Origin of the sequence: Serratia sp. L9, assembly GCF_050632285.1 — a bacterium.
In the GTDB taxonomy this organism is placed as follows: domain Bacteria; phylum Pseudomonadota; class Gammaproteobacteria; order Enterobacterales; family Enterobacteriaceae; genus Chania.
Genome location: NZ_CP192591.1, coordinates 310,839 through 336,547, shown reverse-complemented (window position 1 = coordinate 336,547; position 25,709 = coordinate 310,839). Strand labels below are relative to the sequence as shown.

The window sequence follows — 25,709 nt, the reverse complement described above, 5'->3', positions numbered from 1 at the left end:
GGTTATTCAAAGTCAGGCAGGAAATGTTTTACCTCTACCTCTTTGAATTTCGAACGTTCAAAGTGGCTTTTCAGGTGGAAGGGCACGGTACAGTCAAACAGCGTTTTGCACGACATGCCTTGCTGCAGGATGCTCGGGCTATAGGCAGGCATCTGGGAGGGATCCAGCGGGTGGCAGCGCACGCCAGGAATGAAAACGGTATCGACATCGCCCTGATAGCGGGTCTGCATTGCCCAGAGTACATCGTCGCTATCAAAGATATCCACGTCGTCGTCAACCAGAACAACGTGTTTCAGCTCCGGGAAGGCAGAGAACGCCAACAGCGCAGCCTGACGTTGGCGCCCTTCATCGGTAGAAGCGGATTTTTTGAACTGCATCACTGCCAGCAACTTGCCGCCCCCGGCGCTGTGGGCAAAAACGTTCAGTAGTTTACCGGGCATCGCCCGTTCCACCAGCGCCAGAATGCTGGCTTCAGTTGGGATCCCCGCCATATTCACATGTTCTTCGCCAGGGCCGAGCGTGGTTCGCCAGATCGGGTTATGGCGATGCGTCACGGCGGTGACTTTGATCACCGGAATGGCCTCCTTGGCTTCACCGGTATAACCGGGGAACTCTGGCATTGCCTTGCCGGTATGGGTGTTCTGATCTTCACGTACACGCACGTTGGGCAGCAACACACCTTCAATCACAATCTCCGCGTGGGCGATGGCTTTTTCATCGATGGTGATACATTGCACCATTTCCACCGCCCGGCCACGCAGTGCTCCGGCGATACTCAACTCATCAAAGCCAAGCGGTGTCGTTGGGGGTTCAAAGCAGGCCGCAACCTCAATGGCAGGATCAACGCCGATGCTGATAGAGATTGGCAATGGCTGACCTTGCTCTTCTGCCTTGATACGAAAAGCATCAATATGGCGCCCCGGCGTCAGCCACATGGAGAGTTCGTCCCGGCCCTGGATACACAGGCGGTGGATGGTGATGTCGGATTCGTGCGTATCTGGATCGGAGGCATAGCATAGCCCCATAGTGATGTAAGGCCCGGCATCCTCTTCGGTATTGGTGGGGGCAGGTAATAATTTGCGCAGATCAAAATCGGGGTCGCTGGCCAGGTGTATCACTTCACGGCATGGTGCTTTATCTGGCGCCACCACCACCGTTGGGATCGGGCATTGCACCGAATCCTTCAACAGATGCCCCAACTTTTCTGGCGGGCAATTGAGGAATTCGCTGACCCGTCTACGGGAGCCATTTAAACCAATTGCCACGCTGATATCGTTAAAACCTTTGATGTTATGGAAGACCATCGCCGGGCCATTTTTACGCGTTGGCCGCTGGCAGGTGCCGCCTGCTCCGACATAACGATATACGCCGGACAATTCGGCCTGGGGATCCACTGCCACCTTGGTTTCTACGTATTCGCCCGGCAAAGTTTTCAATAAAGCCAAGGCGGATCGTAAATCATACACGTCATTTTTAGGTTTTTTGTTTTCATGTTCGGTCATGGTCATTTCCGCTAATCAGAATATAAAGTCATTGTTAATTAAAAATATATTCTCCAGCGGAAAGGCAGGCCAATACCGTTTTGGTGCCAGAGCCCACACCAGAAAAGTGTATAACGCCGCTAACCTTTGCCTGGCGGTAAGTTGAAATTCATAGGGTATACTCGGGTTGATTAGCGTACAGGGTAAAAATGGCAATCCTCTTGTGACATGGGCCGGGGTATGGATCTAAAAAGGTTGAGGTATTTTTGCAAGGTGGTGGAACAAGGTTCATTCAGTAAGGCGGCTCGCCTGCTGAATATGGCGCAGCCCCCGCTGAGCAAACGTATTCAGGAGCTGGAAGAAGAGCTGAACGTTGCCCTGTTTATTCGCAAAGGGAATCGCCTGGAGGTCACGAATGCGGGTTATTTTCTTTATCGTAAGGCCTGTGAGTTATTAAGGCAGGTTGAAGATACGGCGCGGGAAACCCTCCAGATTGCCCATCGTGAGCGTTGTTTATTGCGAATTGGTTTGACTCACTTGTTCCAATCGTATTTCAAGCCGTTATTTTTGGAATTGCATCGGCGTAATCCGCATACGGAAATAAGCGTGACGGTGGCGGATTCCAGCAGCCTTGAAACCTGTTTGCAGGATGGGACCATTGATGTGGCCCTGATCCAAAAGCCCTATCAGAGCGAAGGTTACGACGTTATTGCCTTTAATCCGGTGAAGCTGGTGGCGGTGGTTAATAAAAAACTGGTGGCCGGGCAACCAAAAGATCCCTTTCCTTTTATCGAGTTAGGCCAGCTACCGCTGGTATTGCTGCATCGGGCCCGCGATTCCGGCGTGTATGAAACACTATTGGATCTGTTCCGCAAAGGAGGGGCAAACCCGGATGTGATCATGCATATCACCCAGCCGGGGGTGATCCTCGATTGGATAGAGTCCGGCCTTGAGGCTGCGACACTGCTGCCCAGCTCTGAGGTGGATGCCAGCAAGTTGCCACATTGCTATGTGTTGGAGGTTTTCCCGCAGCCACAGGTGTTTTTCCCTGCCTTGGTGAAAACACCGGCCACGCCTTATATCACCGAGTTGTTGGCGGTGGTGGAGCAGGGATATCCGTTTTAATCGCATACCCTTGTTACTTGAAGGGGCAGCGTTGTTGGCCGCCACTCCAATGACTCTGGGTATATTACATGGTGCGCACTTCTTCCCAGCTTAATCCAAAACGCGCCAGGTATTTGCGTAACCTGTCAGCATCGTTGGGCTGCTTTTTCTGCTGGCGTGAGACGGCAAACAGTTGCCGCCCGGCTTCTGACAGGGAAGAGGAGGCTCGGCATACCTTCAGCACCGCTTCCAACTGGCTTTGCTCAAACAGATCGATTTCACCCAGCCCGGCAGGTAATGAAGTGGCGGGGCTATCTTGCCAGTGGGATTTCAGCCGGGCGATTTCTTCGTCAACCAAAGCCAGAGTGATGCGCCCCTGTTCTGCCAACGTTGCCATGCGGGCCACGGAGGAACCCAACTCACGGAAATTGCCGCGCCAGGCCGCCTGCGCAGAACGGGCAAAAGCCTGATAATGCAGCTTGGCGTCTTTGTCAAAACGCACCTGCGTCTGGTTACTGCGGGCAAAGCGCTGTAATTCGTATTCGATATTCGGTTCAATATCTTCACGCCGTTCGGCCAGGCCAGGTAGCGGGAAAGTCCACATATTGATACGGGCGTATAAATCTTCGCGAAAATGCCCCTGGCTGATCCAATCGCGCATATTGCGATGGGTACCGGCGATCAGTTGGAAATCGCTGCTGGCTTCCTTATCGGCACCAAAGGGGAAAAATTTTTTCTCTTCAATGGCTTTCAGCAACATTGCCTGTTCATCCAGCCCCAGTTCGGCAATCTCATCCAGGAACAACACGCCGCCGTCGGCCTCACGCAACAGGCCAGCCCGCGCCTGCAATGCGCCGGTAAATGCCCCTTTTACATGGCCGAACAGGGTCGACATGGCATTATCGCCGCGCAGGGTGGCGCAGTTCACCGCCACAAACCGGCCTTTTACTCGATGGCGTGATTGCCGCAGTTGGAAGATTCGCTCTGCCAGGAAGGATTTACCGGCTCCGGTAGGCCCGGTGAGCAGCAGCGGGGCATTGGAGCGCAGGGCCACGCGTTCTATCTGGTCGATCAGGGCGTTAAAGGTGGCGTTGCGCGTCTCGATGCCGGCTTTCAGGAATGACACCGAGCGCTGTTGCTCCCGCAAAAAACGGCTGGTGAGAGCGGTATAGCGGCTGAGATCCAGATCGATCACCGAGCAGATCCCCTGCGGTGAAGGTCGATCGGTTTTGTCACCGGGGGCGGTTTGCAACAGCTGGGCGGGGAGATAGCGCGCTTCCGTCAGCAGGAACCAACAAATCTGCACAACGTGAGTGCCGGTAGTGATATGAACCAGATAGTCTTCATTCTCGGTATCGAACGGATAGCGGCTGGCGAAATCTAAAAAGGCGCTGTACACCTCTTCGAAATCCCAGGGATCCTGGAGGGCGACAGGTTGCAACACGACCTCGGTGGTGGGTGACACCGACACAATATCTTGCGCCACCTGCTGCGCCATGCCTTTATCACGTGGCTGGTGCAGCAATTCCAGACGATCAACCGGCAGATCGGCCTGTTGGCATAGCCCGACCGTTGGCCGCCACTTACTCCAGCGGTTTTCCCCTTTGCCGCGTCTGTCCAGCTTTGTTCCCAGAACCCCGATCACCACTCTGCGTTTCATATTATCCCTTTAGATAAATAGCTATCCTGAAAGATAAGATATCGGTTTGTGACTAGCCGCTCCAGCCGAATTTTATTTATTATTTTTGTTTTTATTTCAATGCATTATGTTTTTAATTTCTGTTTATTCATTATTGGCACGCCTTTAGCAATATTCATTACGTAACAGGAAAAGGATGATTACAACAATGAAAAATAACTATGAATTGCTGGCACCGGTGAATAGCGCACCGATCAAGATGTGGACACAGGGCGTGCCCGTAGAGCCAGAAGCGCGGGAACAATTACTGAATACGGCAAAAATGCCATTTATTTTCAAACACCTGGCAGTAATGCCGGATGTGCATCTGGGTAAGGGCTCCACCATTGGCAGCGTGATCCCTACCCGCGGTGCGATTATCCCGGCGGCTGTTGGCGTGGATATCGGGTGCGGCATGATTGCGGTGCGTACCTCGCTGGTGGCCGCCGATCTGCCAGATAACCTGGCCGGGCTGCGTAGTGCTATCGAACAGGCGGTACCGCATGGCCGAACTTCCACCCGTTCGAAAAGAGATAAGGGTGCCTGGGCCAACCCGCCGCACCGGGTCGATCAGCATTGGGCTGCTTTGGCGCCGCGCTTTAAACGTCTGACCGACAAATACCCATCGTTGCTGAAAACCAACAACTATCAGCATCTGGGAACGTTAGGGACGGGTAACCACTTTATCGAAGTCTGCCTGGATGAAGCGCAGCAGGTGTGGGTGATGTTACACAGTGGTTCCCGTGGTGTGGGGAATGCGATCGGTTCGCTGTTTATCTCCCTGGCGCAGCAGGATATGCAACAGCATATCGCCAACTTGCCCGATCGTAATCTGGCTTATTTCGAAGAAGGCAGCCTGCATTTTGAAGATTATATGGAGGCCGTTGGCTGGGCGCAGGACTTTGCCCGTCATAACCGGGAAGTAATGATGGAGCACGTTCTGGCCGCGCTGTCGCGCACTGTGACCAAGCCGTTTACCACGCAGCAGGAGGCGGTCAATTGCCATCATAACTATGTACAGCGTGAGACGCATTTTGGTGAGCCGGTGCTGGTGACACGAAAAGGTGCGGTATCCGCGCAGAAAGGGCAGATGGGGATTATCCCCGGTTCGATGGGCGCGAAAAGCTTTATTGTGCGCGGGTTGGGTAACGAAGAAAGCTTCTGCTCCTGCAGCCATGGTGCCGGGCGGACCATGAGCCGCACGGCGGCGAGAAAGCGTTTCACCGTAGCCGATCAGATCCGAGCGACCGAGCATGTAGAGTGCCGTAAAGACAGCGATGTGATCGATGAGATCCCTATGGCTTACAAGGACATTGATGCAGTGATGGCCGCGCAATCTTCGCTGGTAGAGATTGTTCATACCCTGCGTCAGGTGGTTTGTGTGAAAGGATAACATGATGGAACAGCAGTTAAATGGCGTAGACAGTGCCATGCGGGAAAAAGTATGGCAGGTGTTGCGCGAGGTTGAACAGCGTTACGATGTGCGGGTGCTTTACGCCTGCGAATCTGGCAGCCGTGGTTGGGGCTTTGCCTCCCTGGACAGTGATTACGACGTGCGCTTTTTGTATGTCCACCCGCCGCAGTGGTATCTGCGGGTAGAACCGCAACGCGATGTGATCGAGTTGCCAATCGATCATGAGTTGGATGTGTGCGGTTGGGAATGGCGCAAAGCGCTTGGCTTGCTCAAACGGGCCAACCCGACGCTGATCGAGTGGCTGGATTCTCCGGTGGTGTATCAGGAAACGCCAGAAAGCGTGGCGCAGTTGCGCAGCATTGTGCCCGAATGGTTTTCTGCGCAGCGCGCACGTTGGCACTATCTTTCAATGGCGCGGAAAAACTTTCGCGGTTATTTGCAGGGTGAACAGGTGCGGCTGAAGAAGTATTTTTACGTGCTGCGCCCGTTATTGGCGGTACGTTGGATAGAGGCAGGCAAGGGGGTACCGCCGATGCGTTTTGACCAGTTGCTGGCCGGAACGGTGAAAGACCCACTTTTATTGGCTGAGATCCATGAGTTACTGGCGGCGAAACGGCGTGCTGGTGAGGCAGAATATGGCCCACGCAGGGCGTTGGTCCACGCGTTTATCGCGCAGGAATTAACGGCGGATCCACGGCAAAAAGCGTTGCCCGATAGCCCTGCACGGAGCGATAGTTCGTTGGATCAATTGCTCTACCGCACGGTGATGGTGTAATCAGCCTGGAGAAGTGTTCCTCTTAAATCACCGCGAACTCATCGATGTTGTGTTGTTAACGGCCCTGCGAGTCACTCCCAGGGCCTTCATCGTTATCGCCTTGCGCGATGGTCTTTGCCATGCTCATGGCTAGCGTTATGTTTATGCGGGTTTTTGCTGTTCCGATCTTTCTGCTCTTCATCACCGCTGTCGTTTATCAGCGCCAAAGCGACCAGTGCGCCAACACCGACAACAATCATACTGGCAGCGGCGAAATCATTGTCGCTCATATTGGCACAGCCAACCATTGATAAACACATCAGACCAAGCAGAGGATTTCTAAGAGCTTCAACCATGATTGTTATCCCTTTTGCGCTGATTCAGACCATTACCTCTTCCTCCAGATACCCTATGGCACGCAGATCGTTAGCTCAAGATAAGCCTCGGTAAGATAAGTGAAAATAGTTCGTAAGCGGGACTGACGTTGCTTGACAATGGGCAGAGGAAGGGGCTGATTAGTGCTCAATAATGAATAAAAAAGCGCGATAAGGATCGCGCCCTGGCCGTGGCCCATTGTGAAACTTACCGAACTGCTTTCAGCCGTTAGCGATAAAAATATTCTGCCGATGATAGGCCAACTGGCTGGCATCGGGCGGGAAGCCGATCGGTAACCTCAGCCTGCGGCCTTCATATTTGGCGAAATTCTCTTCGCTGATCACGCTTTTAAGCTGTTTAAGACGTGGCGAAAGCACTAATTCCAGATGTTCATTAAAGGTGATTAACCCACGATCGAACGCTTTATCATGCAGGTTGGAGAGGCATAAACCGTTGCTTGGATTGAGCTGATGCTCAACGGATTTCTTCCAGGGGCGTATATGGCTGGCGACCAATAGCATCGGTTCTTCCAGTTCGGTCAGGCAGCAGCGGTTTTCATAAGCATCCAGTACACGTTTGCGAAACAGTTGTTGGCCAACACGGGCATTGATGATGGTGGTTCTTTCTCTGCCACTGAAGTCTTCCATACCGCTGTCATGCAAGGCGATCATTGGCGGCTGCAACTGCGTCATTGCCAGTTGGCATTGCAGCTCAAAGGCGTCACTGTCGAGGCTCATTTCTTGCCACAGCGCACGGTCGGCTTTGGAGGCACCGGTTAGCCCACGGCGGCCAGATTGAATGATAAAGGGATCCAGGCTGGCGATGTTGACCAGTTTCATTGCCAGCGCCGAAGGTGTGCGGCCAATCAAACCCGCGTAGTGAATAATGTCGGGGTTATGGGCGTGTAATTTGCCAAAGGGGATTTGGCTGTATAGCGTGAAAGCCACCAGCAGTTGTTCCCGAGTCCAGAGATTTACGGCAGCCATGTGCTTTGCCCGAAGTTAATGCATCGTGTTAAGGGATCCATTTACTATGCCAGGCACCATCGCTATTGCCTACCCTCGTTATGCTGTAAGCCAGCGCTGTTGATGACATTTTTATTGAGGGTTCGGCAACGTCGGGGGAGATTAAACGGGGGAGGAGGGGGCGCCATACCTGCAAAAGGCATAGCGCCAGGGGATTATTTCAACGCAATACGGATCACATCATCAGGCGCAGTCGCTTCTTTCTCACGGCTTGATGCCTGTTTTACGCTCACATACAGCGTTTTACCATCCGGTGACAGCGCCAGGCTGTTCGGGTGAACCGGAGTCTTGATGGTCTCCAGCAGCTTGTAGTTTTTAGCGTCGATCACGCTCACGGTGCCTTCTTTACGGTGGGTGACATACACTTCATTGCGTGCCGGGTTAAACAGCACCGCCAGAGATTCTGGCACGTCGATCTTCTGCAGCACATTGCCGTTATTGGTATCGACTACCAATACCTGCGGCTGTTTGGAATCAGTGATAAATGCGCGATGTGTTGCTGGATCCAGGCTGATATTCAGGAAGAAATGTTCTTTTGATTCATCCAGCTTTTTACGCGACAGCACCTTGTTGGTTTTGGTGTCGATAGTCACCAATTCGCCTTCGGCATTGGTAACATACAGGCGGCTGGCTGCGGCATCCAGTGCCAGGCCGGTGCCAAACTTCCCGGTTTCGGTGATGGTGGCGCGCAGAGTCAGATCCTTGCCATCGACCACCCAGACAACGCTAGACTCACCCAGACCCGTGATGTAGACCGTGTCTGTGCTGGCGTCGGCCACCAACTCACGCGGTGCCAGTGGTTTTACGGTGTCAGAGCGTTTACGCGGATCCAGCACCAGGCGGCCTTTCACTTCACCGGTTTTACCATCGATAGCAGTCACTGAGCTATTGGTGGTGTTGCCAAAGTAGAGGGTGTCGGTCTGGGTGTTGATGGCGGCGCCAAACGGCTTGATATCGTTATGAATAATCTGCGTGATATCCAGCGTTTGCGGATCGAGGCGATAGACTACGCCACCTTTGTCCAGCTTGCGGCTTTGTGAGGTTGCCAGATACAGGGCATTTTCACCTTGGCTGTACACCATCTCGTAAGCCCCTTTGCCGACCGGTTTGCGCAACAGTTCGGTTTCCGTCTGCGCCTGCAGCGTGGTAGAGAACATCAGGGAAGTGAGTAGCATAAGAGGATAAACCACACGCCCGCTGAACTTACGGCTGGTCGTTATAGCGTTCATAAAAGCTCCATTTCATTAAAATACAGGTCACCCCAGTGCCCAGGCAACTGGCGTTAAATTGGGCTCAACATTGAATCGAAAGCAAAAATTTGACCGATCACGTCGTTGCATGTCGATCTGTTTGCTAATGATAATCATAATCATTATTTTTACGGAAAGGCAGCGTTTTTATTGATACTGGCGATGGATATCACGTTAACGCCAGAGAGCAGGGGGTTACGCCTGAAATTACCTGGGTTTGTTTTGAAGGAAGTCACTCTTGGATCGGGATCCAGCCTAAGCGTTCGGCAGTACTTTTAGTAATCTGATAAACCGTGTTATGGCTGAATAGATTGCTTGAGGGCTCAACAATCGGGAGCTCATCATGGGTTACTCGCCCACTCCAAAGAGGATCAGGGCAAAATGATCGTCGTCCCCTGTGGAATACCTCCTTCCCCCATCAAGGTTATGATGTTGCGGGCCAAGGTGTTGGTTTTACAGCGGGATAGTGCCGGAAGGTGCTTGATCGGCAACGGCTTTTTCTGCCAGGTAGCGTGCCGGTGGTTTACCGACCGCTTTACGGAACATGGTGACAAAACCGCTGGCATTTTCGTAGCCCAGATCCAGCGCTACCTTCTGTACGCTTTCCCCAAGGGTCAGATGTTGCAGGGCCAGCATCACATGCAGTTGCCGCCGCCAGTGGCCAAAACTCATGCCCATTTGCTGTTGCAGCGTGCGGCTGAGCGAGCGTTCACTCATGCCAACACGTTGCGCCCACTGTTTCAAGGTGGATTTATCGGCAGGATTTGCCAGCAGTTGCTCGGTGAGCTGCCGGATACGGGCATCCTGGGATACCGGCAGGTGCAGGTTCTCCAGCGGCGCGGTGGCCAACTGATCCAGCAAGACTTTCGCCAACCGGCCCTCCGGGCCCGCTTCCGGGTAGAGGATGTCGAATTGGCTGGCCTGCAGCAGCAGTTCACGTAAAAGAGGGGAGACCGTCAGGGTGCAGCAGCTTTGCGGCAGGCCGGGAATGGCGTTCGGTTCCACAAACAGGCAATAACATTCGCTTTGGCTGGTAGCTTGTGCTGAGTGGCTGACGTTGCTGGGCATCCATAACGCACATTGTGGCGGCACCAGCCACAGGCCGTTTTCCACCTCGCAGCGGATCATGCCACGAACGGTGTAGATCAACTGCGCCTTACGATGGCGATGATGGGCCATTTCCCAGCCCCGTTGCACGGTTGAGGCCTGAACGGCGAAGATGTCGCGTGGCACATTATCGATATCGGGCTTGGTTTCTTGGCAGGCAGCTCTCATGAGAATTGTTATCAGTTTGGCGCATTTGAACAATATTATGTCTTGATTGTGCAATGCGGTCTAGCACTCACGAAGATACAATAAGCGCCACTTACTTATGACAGCAAAGGAGAGGCCATGCACCAGGAAAACGTCATCAGTCAATTGCTGGCCTGGATTGAGCAAAGTCTGGATCAGCCACTGACGCTGGATCATATCGCAGCCAGATCCGGTTATTCAAAATGGCATCTGCAACGAATGTTCAAACAGCTGACTGGCCAGGTGTTAGGCACCTATGCCCGGCGCAGAAGGCTGACCGCCGCTGCGCGTGAGTTGCGTCTGACCAGCGCCACGGTTGCCTGTATCGCTGACAAATATCAGTTCGATTCCCAGCAGACCTTTACCCGGGGCTTTAAAAAACAGTTTGGTTTGCCGCCCGCCGCTTATCGCCGTAGCGATGACTGGCCCAGTTACGGTTTGCAACCATTACTGAACATGATGGGTGAACCCTTGCCGCAGGCGGATATTATTATGCTGCCCTCCCTGCGGCTGGTGGGAAACACCCAGCATGGCAGCTGCACGTTGGGGCAATTGGGGGATTCGAAAAAGCGGCTACGCCAGCATGCATGGCGGGGCCTGTTGCAGCCGGATCAAGGGATGCCTGAAGTGGCCTATGGCCTGACGAGTCTGGAGGCAGATACCCGGCAGCGGGATCGCCAGCGCATGGTTTACACCGCAGCGATGCCAGAAAAAGACGCGTCGGGTGAGCGGGTGATCATCGAACAAGGCGAGTATGCTCGCTTTGCCTATCAAGGCCAGGTTGAAGGATTACAGCGTTTTATCGCGCGATTGTATGACACTGCTATTCCACAGATGAATGCCGTGCGGCGAGCTGGGCAGGATATTGAGCGTATTTACCCGACGCAAGGCGTCTGCTACGCGGACGATCAGGCCGCGATCAGCTGCGAATATCTTATCCCGATCCGGCGTGGCGAAGGGGATATCCGGGCGTGCTAACGCCGATCTTCAGCAAATCTCCCCAGGCCACTGCATCTGGCTACAAAAAAGTGTGATATTTGCGCCAGTAATGTTTCCCTCCGGGTGCCCAGTGCACATATAATGCGCATCCGGTCAACTATGGCCGGATATACCCGCCATCTTTCAAGCCTGACTTGAAATATCCAGGGTAAAGAACACATACCATTTTTAGCCAGTGCGGCCACCACTCTAATACGAAGATGAAAATGAGCATTCGCGCGTTATTAACCCTGTTTACTGCTTTGGTTGCCTTCAGCCAGGCAGCCTTCGCTGTTGTATACCCTTTGCCCGCCAAAGATAGTCGCCTGGTTGGGGAAAATATTCAGATTACCGTTCCTGCAGACAGCAAGCTGCCGTTGGAGAGCTTTGCCGCTCAATACCAGATGGGCCTGAGCAATATGCTGGAGGCTAACCCTGGTGTTGACCCGTTCCTGCCGTTGCCTGGCAGCACGCTGATTATTCCGCAGCAGTTGATCCTGCCGGATGCCCCGCGTGAAGGCATCATCATCAACAGCGCGGAAATGCGTCTGTATTATTACCCGAAAGGCACTAAAACCGTGGTTGTACTGCCGATCGGTATCGGCCAGTTGGGTAAAGATACGCCGCTGAACTGGGTTACCACGGTACAGCGCAAGAAGGACGGCCCAACCTGGACGCCGACCGCTAAAATGCGTGAAGAGTACGCCGCCGATGGCGAAATTCTGCCAGCGGTCTACCCGGCAGGCCCAGATAACCCGATGGGGCTGTATGCGCTGTATGTTGGCCGCCTTTATGCCATCCACGGTACCAACGCCAACTTCGGTATTGGCCTGCGTGTGAGCCATGGCTGCGTGCGTCTGCGTGCTGATGACATCAAATACCTGTTCGACAGCGTGCCAGTTGGCACCCGCGTGCAGTTTATCAATGAGCCGTTGAAAGCTACCGTTGAGCCAGACGGTTCACGCTATCTGGAAGTGCACAACCCACTTTCTGCCAACGAAGAAGAACTGAAATCAAAAGATCCTGTGCCGGTCACTATCAGCGCGTCGGTAGGCAAAGTATTGATGGATCCGGTGGTTAACCAGAGTGAAGTGGATGCAGCCATCAAAGCTCGTTCTGGTATGCCGGTTAATGTAAGCCAATTGCCAGCAGAAGCGCCTGCAGAAGCTCCAGCAGAAGTGCCAGCAGAAGCCCCAACAGAAGCCCCAACAGAAGTGCCTGCAGACGTTCCAGCACAAGCGCCACAGAGTTAAGCGTTATCCAGCAGCAGGATAAACGGTAATCGCAGGGCCCAGGACGGCGCTCTGCGATTACCTGCTGGTTTGGTCACGGCCAGCGTCATTGTAGGCAGCCATGCCGGTTAAGTTACCCATTGTTCTACGCCTGCCAGAAATACTGAGCATGTTTCGCCGTGATCAGCACCCCATTTTCTTTTATATCTCGCTTTGTCATCAATCTGGGGAATACCCAGGCTTCAGCCCTGGGCGATAAATCCGCTGGATACCAATTCGGTGCGGTTTACCACGGCGGTTTTGGCAAAGATATTGCGCATATGGGTTTTGACCGTTGATAAAGAAATGCCGAGCTTCAAGGCAATGCGTTTATTGCAGGCTCCTTCACGCACCATATTGACGATCTCCTGCTCCTTGGCGGTCAGCAGCTGCGCTTGCGCATCCGGCAACAGATCCCGCGTGGCCAACTCTATCAATGGCATCACCGCCCGTAATCGGCTGCGCTCCAGCTCGGTGAAGGGGGTATCGCGGATCAGGGAAACACCGGCAATGATCCTTTTACGCTGGCGGATAAAGATCTCCGTCATGTCGCGCATGCGGTTGGGCAGCATAAAGTCGTGGTAATAATGGCTATTACTGGCTATCGCCGATGGTGTCATGCCGACCATGGTGATGTCCTGCTGGCGGAAGTTGGCCGGTTTCAACGGATCGAGCGGTTGAAAATGATCCATATATTGCCGGTGCGTGCTGTCGGTAATGTTATGCAAAATATAGTGATCTGGCTGCAACTCTTGATCTACCAGGTAAAAAACGCCCGCAGAAACTGGGATCAAGTGCGCAATGGTATTCAGACAACTCGAGATAAACGCGTCGTCACGCATGGGGGATGATGTGGTTTGCATGAGTCATTTTCCTCCCTTGAACGCTCAGTAAACTGAAGGACCCGGTTGGGGCAATTGAACGATATGTGAACGAAATAAGCATATGTGCAGCATTTATTTAACACAATAAAAACATGTTAACAACGTGAGCGTTATTGCAATAAAATGCACTAATAACAACATCTCCATGTTTTTTTGAGCGGTGTTGTCTTGGTGCCTGCAAGGTGTTTCATTAATACATTAATAAAACTGTCGAATAGCTTGCTGCTGAATTTACAACGGTTTCTGGGTTAACCCTGATGCTGAAAAAACGGTTTACTGACACAAGTTAATTTCCCTCGTCCTTAAGGACGATAGCCAGCCTTTTCCTTTCCTTCCTATAGTGAGATTCAACACCGGGTCACAACAACACGAAGAGGAAGTAACCATGAACCTGTCGTCACGGCTTAATGCCCAGTTAGAACGGGGCAAGGTCGGGTTCCCCACCACCTTAGCCAGTTCGGTTGGGGTGATCATGGCCAGCCCGGTGATCCTCACCGTCACCAGCGGTTTTGGCATCGGGGGAGACACCTTCGCGCTGGCGATGCTGATCGCCTTTATCATGATGCAAGCCCAGCTCACCACCTTCTCGGAGGCGGCGTCGATCCTGCCGACCACCGGTTCGGTGTATGACTATATCTCCTGCGGTATGGGGCGCTTTTTTGCCATCACAGGTACCCTGTCTGCCTATCTGATTGTCCATATCTTTGCCGGTACCGCCGAAACCATTCTCTCCGGCATTATGGCGTTGGTGAATTTTGAACATCTCAATACCCTGATGGAGAGCCACAACAGTTCGTGGATGGTTGGCGTGGGGCTGGTGATCATCTTCGGCCTGCTGAATGCATTGGGTATTGAAGCTTTTGGCAAGGCGGAAGTGGTACTGACTTTCTGTATGTGGACCACGTTGATGATTTTCTCAATAAGCGGGTTGCTGCTGCCTCATTCGGTGCCATTAGAGGGGTGGTTTGGGTCGGCAATCAGCGTAAGCGACCCCTTTGCAGTATTCAGTCTGGTAGGCATGGCGATGTTTATGTTTGTCGGCTGTGAACTGGTGACGCCGATGGCCCCGGAAATCAAACGTTCTCACCGAGTGATCCCGCGAGCCATGTCGCTGGGGCTATGTGGTGTGGCATTGTGCATGGCGCTGTATGGGGCGGCGCTCAGCCATCAGGTGGAAAACGTGGTGGTCGATGCCGCCAATAACGTGCACCTGCTGGATACGCCAATGGCCATTCCGGCGTTTGCTGGCCAGGTAATGGGCAACTTTGGCAAATACTGGCTGGGCGTCGGGTTGCTGCTGGCCGGGGCGGCCACCATTAATACCTTGATGGCGGCGGTGCCGCGCATTATCTACGGTATGGTACTGGACGGTGCCATGCCGCGCATCTTTGCCTACCTGCACCCAAGATTTAAAACCCCGGTGGTGGCGATTGCCGCAGCGGTGCTGATCCCTTGTGTTCATGCCTTCGCCATTCAGGGCAACCTCGACCGCATTATGCCGATGGTATTGGCGGCGGTTTGTGCCTGGGGCGTGGCCTATCTGTTAGTGACCTGCTCGGTGGTGATCCTGCGTATTCGTCGCCCGGATCTGCCACGAGCCTATAAATCGCCCTGGTTCCCGCTGCCGCAGATTGTCTCCAGCATCGGTATCGTGCTGGCGATCTTCTACATCACCCCACCAGGGATGAACCCGCGTGATGTCTACATTCCGTTTGGCATCATGATCGGCCTGACTTCCGCTTATGCGCTGTTCTGGACGCTGTTTGTGCAGAAGGTCAACCCGTTCAAACCGGTGCCGGTCGAAGAAGTCCTGGAGAACGCCTTCAGCAAGGCAGAAGCCGAGGAGGTGGCGTTTGATCGGCTTACTTCCCTCACTTAACCGTTTCTGGCACCGCGATCCTCCGGGCTATCAACCGGGGGTGACGCTAGACAGACTGGTGGCTAATTTGCAGCCCTACGCCTGCGAGCGCGTGGCTACTCGGCAACTCCAGATTACGCTGCCACAGGGGCCGGTTATTGACGTCTGCGAACAGGTGCAGTCACTGTTTCTGGCGCATATCGTCACCCAGCGTTTTCGTTTGCAGGGCCAGACCAGCCATGCTGAATCTATGGTGCTGAACATCATCACCGGCGGCTGGTTGCGCCGTAATGGCGTTATTTACCGCACCAAAGCCAGGCACCAAGGTGCTCGGCAGCTTATTGCCGCTTTAGCACAATACCCGCAAATTGGCGAAACCTTGGCCAAGCTCGATTTCCGCCGTGCCACACTGACGGTAAAAGAGGGGCACTGGTGGCTGGATATCGAACACTTTGCCGCTTCCGAAGTCGTCAGCCGCCTTCCTGCCAGCCGCCGCTATCTGCGATTAGAGACCGAGCAGCGGCGTTTGCTGCTGAGCAGCTTCCTGATGATCGGCCAACTGATGGGGAAATGCGATGGCTAGAGTCGTGGTGATAACCGGCGGCGGTACTGGCATTGGTGCCGCTTGCGCGCGCCTGCTGGCGCAGGAAGGTGATCAGGTGTTTGTGGTTGGCCGCCGCCGAGAACCGCTGGCGGTGTTGGCTGATGAGATTGGGGCCCATGCGGTGGTGGGGGATGCGGCCAATGGCACCAGTTGGCAAACAGACATTTTGCCAAGAATTTTACAGCAGGCGGGGCGTATCGATTGCCTGATCGCCAGCGCTGGCGGAATGGGATCAGGGCGTATTACCGAGCTAAGCGATGCCCAATGGCAGCAAGCGCTGGACAGCAATCTTAACAGCGCTTTCGCCAGCGCCCGGGCCTGTTTGCCGGCATTGGTGAACAGCGGCGGTAATCTGCTGTTGGTGGCATCGATTGCCTCGCTGGCCGCCGGGACGGAGGTTTGTGGCTATGTCACTGCCAAGCACGCGCTGATCGGCCTGATGCGCTCTATTGCCCGCGATTATGGCCCGCAAGGCGTGCGTGCCAATGCCGTCTGCCCCGGCTGGGTGATGACGCCAATGGCGGATGAAGAGATGCAGCCGTTGATGGCGGCACGCCACTTAACGCTGGAACAGGCTTACCTTCATGTTTGCCGCGACGTGCCGCTGCGCCGCCCGGCCAGTGCCGAAGAGATTGCGCAGGTGTGCCGTTTTCTCTGCTCAGCGCAGGCTTCGATCATTACCGGCGCGACACTGGTCGCCGATGGCGGCTCGACGATTGTAGATGTGCCCACATTAGCTTTTAGTTAAGGAGATTGTCATGAGTTCAGAGGCGGTGTTTATTCAGGTTGGCGCACTGGCAGAAGGTTTCGCTCCCCATAGCCATACGCTGGAGCAGCAGGATTTGGCCGGTATGACGCTGGAGTTTCATTTCGCTGAAAGCGACCCGGTAAGTTGCAGTTTTAATCATGACCAAACGTTGCTTTGGGGGGATCAACGCGTTGATTACCGTGCTACCAGCATTCGCGCTGAGATCCTGTTTATTGATTTCCTCGATCCGCAACGTGACAACAGCACCATCACGCTGGTCTGTAATCGTCAGCAAGGCAACTTTACTGCCGTATATGGCCAATTGCCGGAGGAGCCGCAAGTACGGCTGGATGCCTTTAGCCGGGTAGAACAAGGGCTGCCACTGACGGCGGTGAATGCCGAATTACGCTTTGGCCGCCTGGGCAACAGCCATGTGCCGTTGCCGCAGTTTACCGACGAGCTGATCGGTATGCGTAATATGTACACCTATAGCCCGACCGAACGTTACGAGCATATCTACCTGAATAACAATTTCTATGCCTGGCAATGCCTGGACGGCGTGGAGAAGGGGCTGGCGGATGTGGATCATTGCCATTACGTTAAAGTGGCAGAAAAGCTGTATCTGTTTGTCTGGCGTGAAAAGATTGTCCCAACGCTTGGGGTGATAATGATCGATCTGCAAGAGATGCAAACCGATGGCAAGATCCTCGGCTACCAGAGCAGCAACTTTAGCAGCCTGAGCAACTTTGCTGTAGGAGCCCACGCGCAAGTCCTTAATATCACTCGCCACCCGTAGATTTTAGACTGCCTATTTTGACAGGGGCGCCGCACAGGGCGCCCTTGCTGTTGGTGTGACTATTTACCGGGGTGTGCGACCACGTTGTTGGGCAGCTTATCCCCCAAGCGAATCAACTCGTCCAGTAATAGCATCAGTTGTTCCATCTTCTGCTTGGAGAAGGCCGCTTCGATCTCGCCATAACCCTTTTCCACCTGATGACGCGCCAGCTCATACAGCTCCTGCCCTTGCTGGGTCAGCGAGACATACAGCTTGCGCTGATCGTTAACTGGCTTGAGGCGGAAAATCAGTTTATCCCGCTCCATCCGCGACAAAATACCGGTCAGGCTGGGGCGCAGGATGCAGCTTTCCGCCGCCAACTCGTGGAACTCAATCGATCGGCTGTTGGCCAACACGCGAATGATGCGCCATTGCTGTTCCGTCAGGTTGTGGCTTTTCAGGATCGGGCGAAAGAACCCCATGGCGGTTTCACGCGCCTGCAACAGGGCAATGGTCAAGGATTCATGCATGCTTCTAGCCTTAGCTTTCAACGGGTTTTTATTAATAAATTAATAATAGCCAATTTTTGCTCAGGGGAGAACGTGAAAACGCATTCTGCAGTGCAAGAATGCAACTTAATGCCTTAATTTGCTGATTAACAAACCTAATGTTCGCAGGTTGTGAATATTTCGTTATCACGATCACAAATTAAATTAACAAGGTTGCGTAAAAGCTGAACAGCGTATAAAACTAATCGTTAATATATTAATGATTAATTTCTGCCATTGAAGGAGTCTGCATGAAAGGCACCGTATTTTCCGTTGCACTCAACCACCGCAGCCAGCTTGATGCCTGGGATCAAGCCTTCCGCGCGTCCCCTTATCAAACACCGCCAAAGACGCCGGTATGGTTTATCAAACCGCGTAATACTCATCTCGCCAACGGCGGCAGCATCCCATTCCCGGCCGGTGAAACCGTGCAAAGTGGTGCCACGCTGGCGGTAGTGATCGGCAGCACCGCACGCAAGGTGCCTGCAGATAAGGTGGCCGACTATGTTGCCGGTTACGCATTGGCCAACGATGTCAGCCTGCCGGAAACCAGCTTTTACCGCCCGGCGATCAAAGCCAAGTGCCGTGATGGCTTCTGCCCGCTGGGTGAGATTGCACCACTTGGCAGCACCCGCAATCTGGAGATCGTCACCGAGATCAACGGCGTGGAGCAGGATCGTTGGTCGACGGCGGATCTGGTGCGCTCAGTACCGGAACTGATTGCCGCCATCAGCGATTTTATCACCCTGCAACCGGGTGATGCTGTACTGATTGGCACGCCGCACCAGCGGGTAGAAATCAAACCGGGCGATAAAGTAACGGTACGTGCCGCTGGCTTGCCCACCCTTACCAACCCTGTGACGCAGGCGGGAGAATAACCATGAGACATGCTCGTATCCGCCATCATGGCCAGATTGTTAACGTTACCGTCGACGACCAGTTACGCGTCACGCTGCCAGACGGCAGCAAGCTCGATGAACGGGATGTGGAATGGCTGCCACCGGCGCAGGGCACGATCTTTGCCTTGGGCCTGAACTATGCCGATCACGCCAGTGAGCTGGAATTTAAAGCGCCGGAAGAACCGCTGGTATTCCTGAAAGGGCCAAATACCCTGACCGGCCACCGCCAGGTTTCAGTCCGCCCGGCAGAAGTGGAATACATGCACTATGAAGCTGAGTTGGTCGCGGTGATTGGCAAAACAGCGCGTAACGTCAGCCGCGAGCAGGCGATGGATTACGTGGCGGGTTTCACCCTGTGTAACGACTACGCTATCCGTGATTACCTCGAAAACTACTACCGCCCGAACCTGCGGGTGAAAAGCCGCGATACTTTGACGCCAATTGGGCCGTACATCGTCGATCGTGACGACGTTGCGGATCCGCATAACCTGGCGCTCAGCACCTATGTCAATGGCGAACTGCGCCAGCGTGGCACCACTGCCGACATGATTTTCGACATCCCCTTCCTGATCGCCTACCTGAGCGAGTTTATGACGCTGCAACCGGGCGACATGATCGCCACCGGCACACCCAAAGGGCTGGCGGACGTAAAACCGGGCGATGAAGTGGTGGTCGAGATTGAAGGTATTGGCCGTTTGGTTAACCACATCATCAGTGAAAAAGATTACGAGGAGAGCAAAGGATGAAAACCATCAACCATTGGATCAATGGCAAGAACGTCGCCAGCAAAGAGTATTTCACCACCACCAACCCGGCTAACGGTGAAGTGCTGGCGGAAGTTGCTTCTGGTGGCCAGCTCGAAATCGACCAGGCGGTAGCCGCCGCTAAAGAAGCTTTCCCCAAGTGGGCCAACACGCCGATGAAAGAGCGTGCACGCCTGATGCGTCGCCTGGGCGAGCTCATCGATCAGAACGTGCCGCAGATTGCCGAGATGGAAACCGCCGACACCGGCCTGCCGATCCACCAGACCAAAAACGTCCTGATCCCACGTGCCTCGCACAACTTTGAGTTCTTTGCCGAGATCTGCCAGCAGATGAATGGCCGCACCTACCCGGTGGACGACAAGATGCTCAACTACACGCTGATCCAGCCGGTAGGGGTTTGTGCGCTGGTGTCGCCGTGGAACGTGCCGTTTATGACCGCTACCTGGAAGACCGCGCCTTGCCTGGCTCTGGGTAACACCGCTGTGCTGAAGATGTCCGAGCTTTCACCGCTGACTGCCGATCGCCTGGGCGAGCTGGCTCTGGAAGCCGGTATTCCTGCAGGGGTGCTGAACGTGGTGCAGGGTTACGGTTCTACTGCCGGGGATGCCTTGGTGCGCCATAAAGATGTGCGTGCGGTGTCCTTTACCGGCGGTACATCCACTGGCCGGCGCATTATTGAAAGCGCCGGGTTGAAGAAATTCTCGATGGAGCTGGGTGGCAAGTCTCCGGTGCTGATCTTTGAAGATGCCGATATTGAACGTGCGCTGGATGCCGCGCTGTTCACCATCTTCTCGATCAACGGAGAGCGCTGCACCGCAGGCTCACGCATCTTTATCCAGGAGAGCATTTATCCGGAATTCGTCAAACGCTTTGCCGAACGTGCCAATCGTCTGCGCGTGGGGGATCCGATGGATCCCAATACCCAGGTGGGCGCGTTGATCAGCCAGCAACATTGGGAAAAAGTCTCTGGCTATATCCGTCTTGGCATCGAAGAAGGCGCAACCCTGCTGGCAGGTGGCCCGGACAAGCCAACGGGTCTGAGCCATGGGCATTTCCTGCGCCCAACGGTGCTGGCGGATGTCGACAACCGTATGCGTGTCGCGCAGGAGGAGATTTTCGGGCCGGTGGCCTGCCTCCTGCCGTTCAAATCAGAAGAAGACGGCCTGCGCATGGCCAACGATGTGGAGTACGGCCTCGCGTCGTACATCTGGACACAGGATGTTAGCAAGGTGCTGCGCCTGGCCCGCAATATTGAAGCTGGCATGGTTTTCGTCAACACCCAGAACGTACGCGACCTGCGCCAGCCGTTTGGTGGGGTTAAATCCTCCGGCACCGGCCGTGAGGGCGGTGAGTACAGCTTCGAAGTGTTTGCCGAAATGAAAAACGTTTGTATCTCCATGGGGGATCACCCGATCCCTCGTTGGGGAGTGTGAAATAGCGCCGTGCCCTTTAAAACAACAACCAAGGACTAGAACCATTAGATTTCGGGCTGCTGCCAGGCGCCAAGCTGTCTCATCCTTACGCCAGTGGCTGGGGTGAGTGCAGGCAACAACGCTGCGGTTCGAAAGAAGATGGGGATAGGAGGACATATGGGTAAATTAGCATTAGCCGCAAAGATAACACACGTCCCCTCGATGTACCTGTCTGAACTGCCAGGTGAGCATCATGGTTGCCGCCAGGCCGCCATTGATGGCCATAAAGAGATCGGTACCCGCTGCCGTGAAATGGGCGTCGACACTATTATTGTGTTCGATACTCACTGGTTGGTAAATAGCGCCTACCACATCAACTGCAACCCGCACTTTAAAGGCCTTTACACCAGTAACGAACTGCCGCATTTCATCCGCGACATGAGCTATGAATATGACGGCAACCCTGTGCTGGGCCAAATGATTGCCGATGAAGCCCGCAAGCTTGGGGTGCGTGCCAAGGCGCACGAGATCCCGAGCCTGGAGCTGGAATACGGCACGCTGGTGCCGATGCGTTATATGAACGGCGACAAGCATTTCAAAGTGATTTCCATTTCGGCCTTCTGCACCGTGCATGACTTTGCCGACAGTCGCCGCCTGGGTGAAGCCATCAAAACCGCCATTGAGAAATACGACGGTACCGTGGCGGTGCTGGCCAGTGGTTCTCTCTCCCACCGCTTTATCGACGACCAGCGCGCCGAGCAGGGCATGAACAGCTATACCCGCGAGTTCGACCACCAGATGGACGAACGCGTAGTGAAACTGTGGGAGGAAGGGCGTTTCACGGAGTTCTGCGAAATGCTGCCGGAATACGCCAACTACTGCTTTGGCGAAGGCAATATGCACGACACGGTGATGCTGTTGGGCCTGCTGGGCTGGGATAAGTATCAGGGCAAAGTGGAGTTTGTTACCCCGCTGTTCGCCAGTTCCGGCACCGGACAGGTCAACGCGGTATTCCCGCTTCCCGCTGAAGTTTGAGGTGATTAAATGCCCCATTTTTACGCTGAATGTACTGACAACATCCGCCGGGAGGCGGATTTGCCTGCGCTGTTCGCCAAGGTGAATCATGCGCTGGCGGAAACCGGCATCTTCCCGTTGGCGGGCATCCGTAGCCGCGCTATCTGGTTGGATACCTGGCAGATGGCCGACGGTAAACAGAATTATGCCTTCGTACATATGACGCTGAAGATTGGTCACGGACGCAGCCTGGAAAGCCGCCAGCAGGTGGGCGAAATGCTGTTCATCCTGATAAAGGATCATTTTGCCGCGCTGATGGCTAAGCGTTATCTGGCGCTCTCCTTTTCCATGGAAGAGCTGGATCCGGTACTGAACTTTAAGCAAAACAATGTCCATGCACTGTTTCGTAAGGACTGAATGAGGGGGTAAATGCTGGATAAAGACGTACTGAGCCGAGCCGTGCAGCGCCTGCATCAGGCCGAGCAGAACCGGGAGCAGATCCGTGCGTTGTCGCTGGATCACCCGGAGATCACTATCGAAGATGCCTATGCCATCCAGCGTCAGTGGGTTGAGCTGAAGATCGCCGAAGGGCGCACCCTGAAAGGGCACAAAATTGGGCTGACCTCACGCGCTATGCAGGTCAGTTCGCAAATCACCGAGCCGGATTACGGTGCGCTGCTGGATGACATGTTCTTTAACGATGGCAGCGATATCCCGATCGATCGCTTCATTGTGCCGCGTGTTGAAGTGGAATTGGCGTTTGTGCTGGCGAAACCGCTGCGCGGGCCAAACTGCACGCTGTTTGATGTCTACAACGCGACCGACTATGTGATACCGGCGCTGGAGATCATTGATGCTCGCAGCCATAACGTCGATCCGCAAACCCAACGGCCACGCAAAGTGTTCGACACTATTTCTGATAACGCCGCCAACGCCGGGGTGGTGATGGGCGGGCGCCCGATCAAGCCGGACGCGTTGGATCTGCGCTGGATCAGTGCCCTGCTGTACCGCAATGGCGTGATTGAAGAGTCTGGCGTGGCGGCGGCGGTGTTGAATCACCCGGCAAATGGCGTGGCCTGGTTGGCTAACAAGCTGTTTCCGTATGACGTGGAGCTGGAAGCCGGGCAGATCATTCTTGGCGGCTCCTTTACCCGTCCTGTGGCGGCACAGCGTGGCGATACCTTCCATGCTGATTACGGTCCGATGGGCTGCATCAGTTGCCGGTTTGTCTGATTGCATCCCCTCACTCTCTCTTTGAGTAAGGGCAGATGAGGTTTGTGCAGGCTAATCAAGATCATCGGTTAACGCTCTCTCCCTGCGGGAGAGGGCTGGGGGAGGGGAGATACTTAATGGAGAACGTAATGCTAACCAACCATTTCAAACAGGCCTTGCAGGAAAAACGCCCGCAGATCGGCCTGTGGCTAGGGCTGTGCAGCAGCTATAGCGCTGAGCTGCTGGCCGGGGCTGGGTTCGACTGGCTGCTGATCGACGGCGAACACGCGCCAAACAATGTGCAAACGGTGTTAAGCCAGCTACAGGCGGTGGCACCTTATGCGAGCCACCCGGTAGTGCGCCCGGCCTGGAACGATCCGGTACTGATCAAGCAACTGCTGGATGTCGGCGCACAAACCCTGTTGATCCCGATGATCCAAAACGCCGAACAGGCTCAGCAAGCGGTGCGAGCCACACGCTATCCACCCAACGGTGTTCGTGGCGTCGGCAGCGCCTTGGCGCGGGCTTCACGCTGGAACCGCATACCGAATTACCTGCAACAGGCCGATAGCCAGATGTGCGTGTTGGTGCAGATCGAAACCCGCGAAGCGGTGAAAAATCTGGATGCCATCCTGCAGGTGGAAGGGGTCGACGGCGTATTTATCGGCCCGGCGGATCTGAGCGCCGATATGGGTTTTGCCGGTAATCCACAGCATCCGGAGGTGCAGAGCACTATCGATGACGCCATTACCCGTATCAAGGCCGCAGGCAAAGCGCCGGGTATTCTGATGGCCCAGCAGGAACTGGCAAAACATTATCTTGCAACCGGTGCGCTGTTTGTTGCCGTTGGGGTGGACACCACCTTGCTGGTACGGGCGGCAGACTCCCTGCTCGGCAACTTCAAGCAGGATAAACCGGCGGAGCAACAGCCCCAGGGCGTTTACTAATCGGAGACACCATGAGCAACGTCGATTCGCTCCAACCGGCCAACCCGGCAGAGCAACATAAAGCGTTAACCGCCACCGAACAGTCGGTGATTAAAAAGTTATTTCGGCGCCTGATTATATTTTTATTTGTTTTGTTCGTTTTCTCGTTCCTTGATCGCATCAACATCGGGTTTGCCGGTTTGACCATGAAGCAAGATCTCGGTCTTAGCTCCACCATGTTTGGCCTGGCCGCAACGCTGTTTTATGTCACCTACGTGATCTTTGGTATTCCCAGCAACATGATGCTGAGCATTGTCGGCGCACGGCGTTGGATTGCCACTATTATGGTGCTGTGGGGCATTGCTTCAACCTGCACCATGTTCGCCACCGGGCCGACCAGTCTGTATGTGCTGCGCATGATCGTCGGCATTACCGAAGCGGGCTTCCTGCCAGGGATCCTGGTGTATCTCACCTACTGGTTCCCGGCGTTTTACCGCGCCCGTGCCAACGCCTTGTTTATGATTGCCATGCCGGTAACGATGGCGGTGGGTTCGCTGGTCTCCGGCTACATTCTGGCGCTGGACGGGGCGATGAACCTGAAAGGCTGGCAGTGGCTATTCCTGCTGGAAGGCATCCCTTCGGTGATCCTCGGTGTGGTGGTGTGGTTCTATCTTGACGATACACCGGCCAAGGCCAAGTGGCTGACCGACGATGAGAAACGCAGCCTGAAAGCAATGATGGATGCCGATAAGCTGCAACTGGTGCAGCCGGGAGGGCCAAGCAGCCATCGTGCCTTGCAGCAGCGCAGCCTGTGGCGTGAGGTGCTGACGCCGGTGGTGCTGATGTATACCCTGGCGTACTTCTGTCTTACCAACACGCTGAGCGCGATTAATATCTGGACGCCACAGATCCTGCAAAGCTTTAATCAGGGCAGCAGCAATATCATGATCGGTTTTCTGGCGGCGATCCCACAAATTTGTACCATCGCCGGTATGATCTGGTGGAGTAAACGCTCAGATCGTCTACAGGAGCGTAAGGTCCACACTGCACTGCCTTATCTGTTTGCCGCAGGGGTTGGCTACTGGCTTCGGCGACCGATCACAGCATGGTTCAACTGCTGGGGATTGTAATGGCGTCGGTGGGTTCGTTTACCGCGATGGCGATCTTCTGGACTACGCCGGATCAATCGATCAGCTTGGAAGCACGAGCGGTTGGGATCGCAGTGATCAACGCCACCGGCAACATCGGTTCAGCGGTCAGCCCGCTATTGATCGGCTGGTTCAAGGATGTGACCGGCAGCTTCAACTCCGGGCTGTACTTTGTCGCGGCGCTGTTGATCGTCGGTGCTGTGCTGGTGTGGCGTATCCCGATGAAGGATTCACGCCCACGGGCAACACCATAAGGTTGTCTGGAGGGTGCCGTTCGCGGGCCCCTCCCTTCCC

The 25,709-nt window shown here is 54.5% G+C and carries 24 protein-coding genes and 1 pseudogene; 17 read left to right on the top strand and 8 right to left on the bottom strand.

The annotated features are described in order from the left end of the window. Window positions 1-2: 2 nt before the first annotated feature. Entirely contained in the window at window positions 3-1,502 is a 1,500-nt protein-coding gene (locus ACQ86O_RS01485) for a UbiD family decarboxylase (protein ID WP_431223855.1), read from the bottom strand. 219 nt (window positions 1,503-1,721) lie between these two features. On the opposite strand from ACQ86O_RS01485, the gene ACQ86O_RS01480 reads away from it, so the two are divergent. Beyond that, window positions 1,722-2,606: a LysR family transcriptional regulator gene (locus ACQ86O_RS01480; protein WP_431223854.1), complete on the top strand. Its 885-nt coding sequence runs from the start codon at window positions 1,722-1,724 to the stop codon at window positions 2,604-2,606. A gap of 64 nt (window positions 2,607-2,670) precedes the next feature. On the opposite strand, the gene rtcR is transcribed toward ACQ86O_RS01480, so the two are convergent. Continuing rightward, window positions 2,671-4,245, bottom strand: coding sequence for an RNA repair transcriptional activator RtcR (gene rtcR / locus ACQ86O_RS01475; RefSeq protein WP_431223853.1), 1,575 nt, complete (start codon window positions 4,243-4,245; stop codon window positions 2,671-2,673). Window positions 4,246-4,432: 187 nt separating this feature from the next. Here rtcR and ACQ86O_RS01470 point away from each other — a divergent pair, with 187 nt between their 5' ends. Together ACQ86O_RS01470 and ACQ86O_RS01465 are read left to right on the top strand one after the other, a co-directional pair. Then, window positions 4,433-5,656: an RtcB family protein gene (locus ACQ86O_RS01470; protein ID WP_431223852.1), complete on the top strand. Its 1,224-nt coding sequence runs from the start codon at window positions 4,433-4,435 to the stop codon at window positions 5,654-5,656. 1 nt (window position 5,657) lies between these two features. Then, entirely contained in the window at window positions 5,658-6,452 is a 795-nt protein-coding gene (locus ACQ86O_RS01465) for a nucleotidyltransferase domain-containing protein (RefSeq protein WP_431223851.1), read from the top strand. Between the two features lie 92 nt (window positions 6,453-6,544). Here ACQ86O_RS01465 and ACQ86O_RS01460 read toward each other — a convergent pair whose 3' ends face one another. The 4 genes from ACQ86O_RS01460 to ACQ86O_RS01445 all read right to left on the bottom strand — a co-directional run bounded on the left by ACQ86O_RS01460 (window position 6,545) and on the right by ACQ86O_RS01445 (window position 10,356). Beyond that, window positions 6,545-6,787 carry a hypothetical protein gene (locus tag ACQ86O_RS01460; protein ID WP_431223850.1) on the bottom strand — a complete coding sequence of 81 codons (243 nt, stop codon included), beginning with the start codon at window positions 6,785-6,787 and terminating at the stop codon, window positions 6,545-6,547. A 240-nt stretch (window positions 6,788-7,027) separates the two neighbouring features. Then, complete coding sequence (locus ACQ86O_RS01455; protein WP_431223849.1) at window positions 7,028-7,792, bottom strand: HNH endonuclease; 765 nt, start codon at window positions 7,790-7,792, stop codon at window positions 7,028-7,030. A 194-nt stretch (window positions 7,793-7,986) separates the two neighbouring features. Beyond that, window positions 7,987-9,006, bottom strand: coding sequence for a PQQ-binding-like beta-propeller repeat protein (locus tag ACQ86O_RS01450; protein ID WP_431225625.1), 1,020 nt, complete (start codon window positions 9,004-9,006; stop codon window positions 7,987-7,989). A gap of 528 nt (window positions 9,007-9,534) precedes the next feature. Next, a complete protein-coding gene (locus tag ACQ86O_RS01445) occupies window positions 9,535-10,356 on the bottom strand; it encodes an AraC family transcriptional regulator (RefSeq protein WP_431223848.1) in 822 nt (273 codons plus the stop codon). Between the two features lie 117 nt (window positions 10,357-10,473). Between ACQ86O_RS01445 and ACQ86O_RS01440 the strand changes: the two genes are divergently transcribed. Both ACQ86O_RS01440 and ACQ86O_RS01435 read left to right on the top strand, forming a co-directional pair. Further along, window positions 10,474-11,352 carry a helix-turn-helix domain-containing protein gene (locus ACQ86O_RS01440; RefSeq protein ID WP_431223847.1) on the top strand — a complete coding sequence of 293 codons (879 nt, stop codon included), beginning with the start codon at window positions 10,474-10,476 and terminating at the stop codon, window positions 11,350-11,352. Between the two features lie 221 nt (window positions 11,353-11,573). Then, window positions 11,574-12,605 (top strand): L,D-transpeptidase family protein, encoded by a 1,032-nt coding sequence (locus tag ACQ86O_RS01435; RefSeq protein ID WP_431223846.1) that lies wholly within the window; start codon window positions 11,574-11,576, stop codon window positions 12,603-12,605. A gap of 221 nt (window positions 12,606-12,826) precedes the next feature. Here the strand turns inward: ACQ86O_RS01435 and ACQ86O_RS01430 are convergent, their stop codons facing one another. Beyond that, window positions 12,827-13,486 carry a response regulator transcription factor gene (locus ACQ86O_RS01430; protein WP_431223845.1) on the bottom strand — a complete coding sequence of 220 codons (660 nt, stop codon included), beginning with the start codon at window positions 13,484-13,486 and terminating at the stop codon, window positions 12,827-12,829. Window positions 13,487-13,892: 406 nt separating this feature from the next. Here ACQ86O_RS01430 and ACQ86O_RS01425 point away from each other — a divergent pair, with 406 nt between their 5' ends. From ACQ86O_RS01425 to ACQ86O_RS01410, 4 genes are read left to right on the top strand one after another with little or no spacing between them, the layout of a single operon-like run. Then, window positions 13,893-15,386, top strand: coding sequence for an APC family permease (locus ACQ86O_RS01425; protein WP_431223844.1), 1,494 nt, complete (start codon window positions 13,893-13,895; stop codon window positions 15,384-15,386). Next, on the top strand, window positions 15,361-15,948 hold the full coding sequence (locus ACQ86O_RS01420; protein WP_431223843.1) for a DUF3156 family protein: 588 nt from the start codon (window positions 15,361-15,363) through the stop codon (window positions 15,946-15,948). The genes ACQ86O_RS01425 and ACQ86O_RS01420 overlap by 26 nt, the downstream gene beginning before the upstream one ends. Continuing rightward, complete coding sequence (locus ACQ86O_RS01415) at window positions 15,941-16,717, top strand: SDR family NAD(P)-dependent oxidoreductase (RefSeq protein ID WP_431223842.1); 777 nt, start codon at window positions 15,941-15,943, stop codon at window positions 16,715-16,717. The genes ACQ86O_RS01420 and ACQ86O_RS01415 overlap by 8 nt, the downstream gene beginning before the upstream one ends. A gap of 10 nt (window positions 16,718-16,727) precedes the next feature. Further along, on the top strand, window positions 16,728-17,513 hold the full coding sequence (locus ACQ86O_RS01410) for a MoaF C-terminal domain-containing protein (RefSeq protein WP_431223841.1): 786 nt from the start codon (window positions 16,728-16,730) through the stop codon (window positions 17,511-17,513). Window positions 17,514-17,572: 59 nt separating this feature from the next. Here the strand turns inward: ACQ86O_RS01410 and hpaR are convergent, their stop codons facing one another. Further along, window positions 17,573-18,022, bottom strand: a complete 450-nt coding sequence (hpaR, locus tag ACQ86O_RS01405; protein WP_431223840.1) for a homoprotocatechuate degradation operon regulator HpaR — start codon at window positions 18,020-18,022, stop codon at window positions 17,573-17,575. A 269-nt stretch (window positions 18,023-18,291) separates the two neighbouring features. Between hpaR and ACQ86O_RS01400 the strand changes: the two genes are divergently transcribed. The 8 genes and pseudogenes from ACQ86O_RS01400 (at window position 18,292) to hpaX (ending at window position 25,669) form a co-directional block, all read left to right on the top strand. Continuing rightward, entirely contained in the window at window positions 18,292-18,918 is a 627-nt protein-coding gene (locus ACQ86O_RS01400) for a fumarylacetoacetate hydrolase family protein (protein ID WP_431223839.1), read from the top strand. Window positions 18,919-18,920: 2 nt separating this feature from the next. Continuing rightward, window positions 18,921-19,685 (top strand): fumarylacetoacetate hydrolase family protein, encoded by a 765-nt coding sequence (locus tag ACQ86O_RS01395; protein WP_431223838.1) that lies wholly within the window; start codon window positions 18,921-18,923, stop codon window positions 19,683-19,685. Then, window positions 19,682-21,136, top strand: coding sequence for a 5-carboxymethyl-2-hydroxymuconate semialdehyde dehydrogenase (gene hpaE, locus ACQ86O_RS01390; RefSeq protein ID WP_431223837.1), 1,455 nt, complete (start codon window positions 19,682-19,684; stop codon window positions 21,134-21,136). The genes ACQ86O_RS01395 and hpaE overlap by 4 nt, the downstream gene beginning before the upstream one ends. Window positions 21,137-21,292: 156 nt before the next feature. After that, complete coding sequence (gene hpaD / locus ACQ86O_RS01385; protein ID WP_431223836.1) at window positions 21,293-22,150, top strand: 3,4-dihydroxyphenylacetate 2,3-dioxygenase; 858 nt, start codon at window positions 21,293-21,295, stop codon at window positions 22,148-22,150. A gap of 9 nt (window positions 22,151-22,159) precedes the next feature. After that, a complete protein-coding gene (locus ACQ86O_RS01380) occupies window positions 22,160-22,546 on the top strand; it encodes a 5-carboxymethyl-2-hydroxymuconate Delta-isomerase (RefSeq protein WP_431223835.1) in 387 nt (128 codons plus the stop codon). Window positions 22,547-22,558: 12 nt separating this feature from the next. Beyond that, entirely contained in the window at window positions 22,559-23,362 is an 804-nt protein-coding gene (gene hpaH / locus ACQ86O_RS01375; RefSeq protein ID WP_431223834.1) for a 2-oxo-hept-4-ene-1,7-dioate hydratase, read from the top strand. Between the two features lie 128 nt (window positions 23,363-23,490). After that, window positions 23,491-24,288: a 4-hydroxy-2-oxoheptanedioate aldolase gene (gene hpaI / locus ACQ86O_RS01370; RefSeq protein WP_431223833.1), complete on the top strand. Its 798-nt coding sequence runs from the start codon at window positions 23,491-23,493 to the stop codon at window positions 24,286-24,288. An 11-nt stretch (window positions 24,289-24,299) separates the two neighbouring features. Then, window positions 24,300-25,669 (top strand): annotated as a pseudogene (gene hpaX, locus ACQ86O_RS01365) (4-hydroxyphenylacetate permease). Window positions 25,670-25,709: the final 40 nt, after the last annotated feature.

Bases quoted from the DNA above. Each gene is read 5' to 3' on its own strand.
- ACQ86O_RS01410 (WP_431223841.1), top strand. From the start codon at position 16,728: ATGAGTTCAGAGGCGGTGTTTATTCAGGTTGGCGCACTGGCAGAAGGT.
- ACQ86O_RS01445 (WP_431223848.1), bottom strand. From the start codon at position 10,356: ATGAGAGCTGCCTGCCAAGAAACCAAGCCCGATATCGATAATGTGCCA.
- ACQ86O_RS01440 (WP_431223847.1), top strand. From the start codon at position 10,474: ATGCACCAGGAAAACGTCATCAGTCAATTGCTGGCCTGGATTGAGCAA.
- ACQ86O_RS01460 (WP_431223850.1), bottom strand. From the start codon at position 6,787: ATGGTTGAAGCTCTTAGAAATCCTCTGCTTGGTCTGATGTGTTTATCA.
- ACQ86O_RS01435 (WP_431223846.1), top strand. From the start codon at position 11,574: ATGAAAATGAGCATTCGCGCGTTATTAACCCTGTTTACTGCTTTGGTT.
- hpaH (WP_431223834.1), top strand. From the start codon at position 22,559: ATGCTGGATAAAGACGTACTGAGCCGAGCCGTGCAGCGCCTGCATCAG.
- ACQ86O_RS01465 (WP_431223851.1), top strand. From the start codon at position 5,658: ATGATGGAACAGCAGTTAAATGGCGTAGACAGTGCCATGCGGGAAAAA.
- ACQ86O_RS01415 (WP_431223842.1), top strand. From the start codon at position 15,941: ATGGCTAGAGTCGTGGTGATAACCGGCGGCGGTACTGGCATTGGTGCC.
- ACQ86O_RS01395 (WP_431223838.1), top strand. From the start codon at position 18,921: ATGAGACATGCTCGTATCCGCCATCATGGCCAGATTGTTAACGTTACC.
- ACQ86O_RS01450 (WP_431225625.1), bottom strand. From the start codon at position 9,006: ATGCTACTCACTTCCCTGATGTTCTCTACCACGCTGCAGGCGCAGACG.
- ACQ86O_RS01400 (WP_431223839.1), top strand. From the start codon at position 18,292: ATGAAAGGCACCGTATTTTCCGTTGCACTCAACCACCGCAGCCAGCTT.
- ACQ86O_RS01485 (WP_431223855.1), bottom strand. From the start codon at position 1,502: ATGACCGAACATGAAAACAAAAAACCTAAAAATGACGTGTATGATTTA.
- ACQ86O_RS01480 (WP_431223854.1), top strand. From the start codon at position 1,722: ATGGATCTAAAAAGGTTGAGGTATTTTTGCAAGGTGGTGGAACAAGGT.
- hpaE (WP_431223837.1), top strand. From the start codon at position 19,682: ATGAAAACCATCAACCATTGGATCAATGGCAAGAACGTCGCCAGCAAA.
- hpaD (WP_431223836.1), top strand. From the start codon at position 21,293: ATGGGTAAATTAGCATTAGCCGCAAAGATAACACACGTCCCCTCGATG.
- hpaR (WP_431223840.1), bottom strand. From the start codon at position 18,022: ATGCATGAATCCTTGACCATTGCCCTGTTGCAGGCGCGTGAAACCGCC.
- ACQ86O_RS01470 (WP_431223852.1), top strand. From the start codon at position 4,433: ATGAAAAATAACTATGAATTGCTGGCACCGGTGAATAGCGCACCGATC.
- rtcR (WP_431223853.1), bottom strand. From the start codon at position 4,245: ATGAAACGCAGAGTGGTGATCGGGGTTCTGGGAACAAAGCTGGACAGA.
- ACQ86O_RS01380 (WP_431223835.1), top strand. From the start codon at position 22,160: ATGCCCCATTTTTACGCTGAATGTACTGACAACATCCGCCGGGAGGCG.
- ACQ86O_RS01455 (WP_431223849.1), bottom strand. From the start codon at position 7,792: ATGGCTGCCGTAAATCTCTGGACTCGGGAACAACTGCTGGTGGCTTTC.
- ACQ86O_RS01425 (WP_431223844.1), top strand. From the start codon at position 13,893: ATGAACCTGTCGTCACGGCTTAATGCCCAGTTAGAACGGGGCAAGGTC.
- hpaI (WP_431223833.1), top strand. From the start codon at position 23,491: ATGCTAACCAACCATTTCAAACAGGCCTTGCAGGAAAAACGCCCGCAG.
- ACQ86O_RS01430 (WP_431223845.1), bottom strand. From the start codon at position 13,486: ATGCAAACCACATCATCCCCCATGCGTGACGACGCGTTTATCTCGAGT.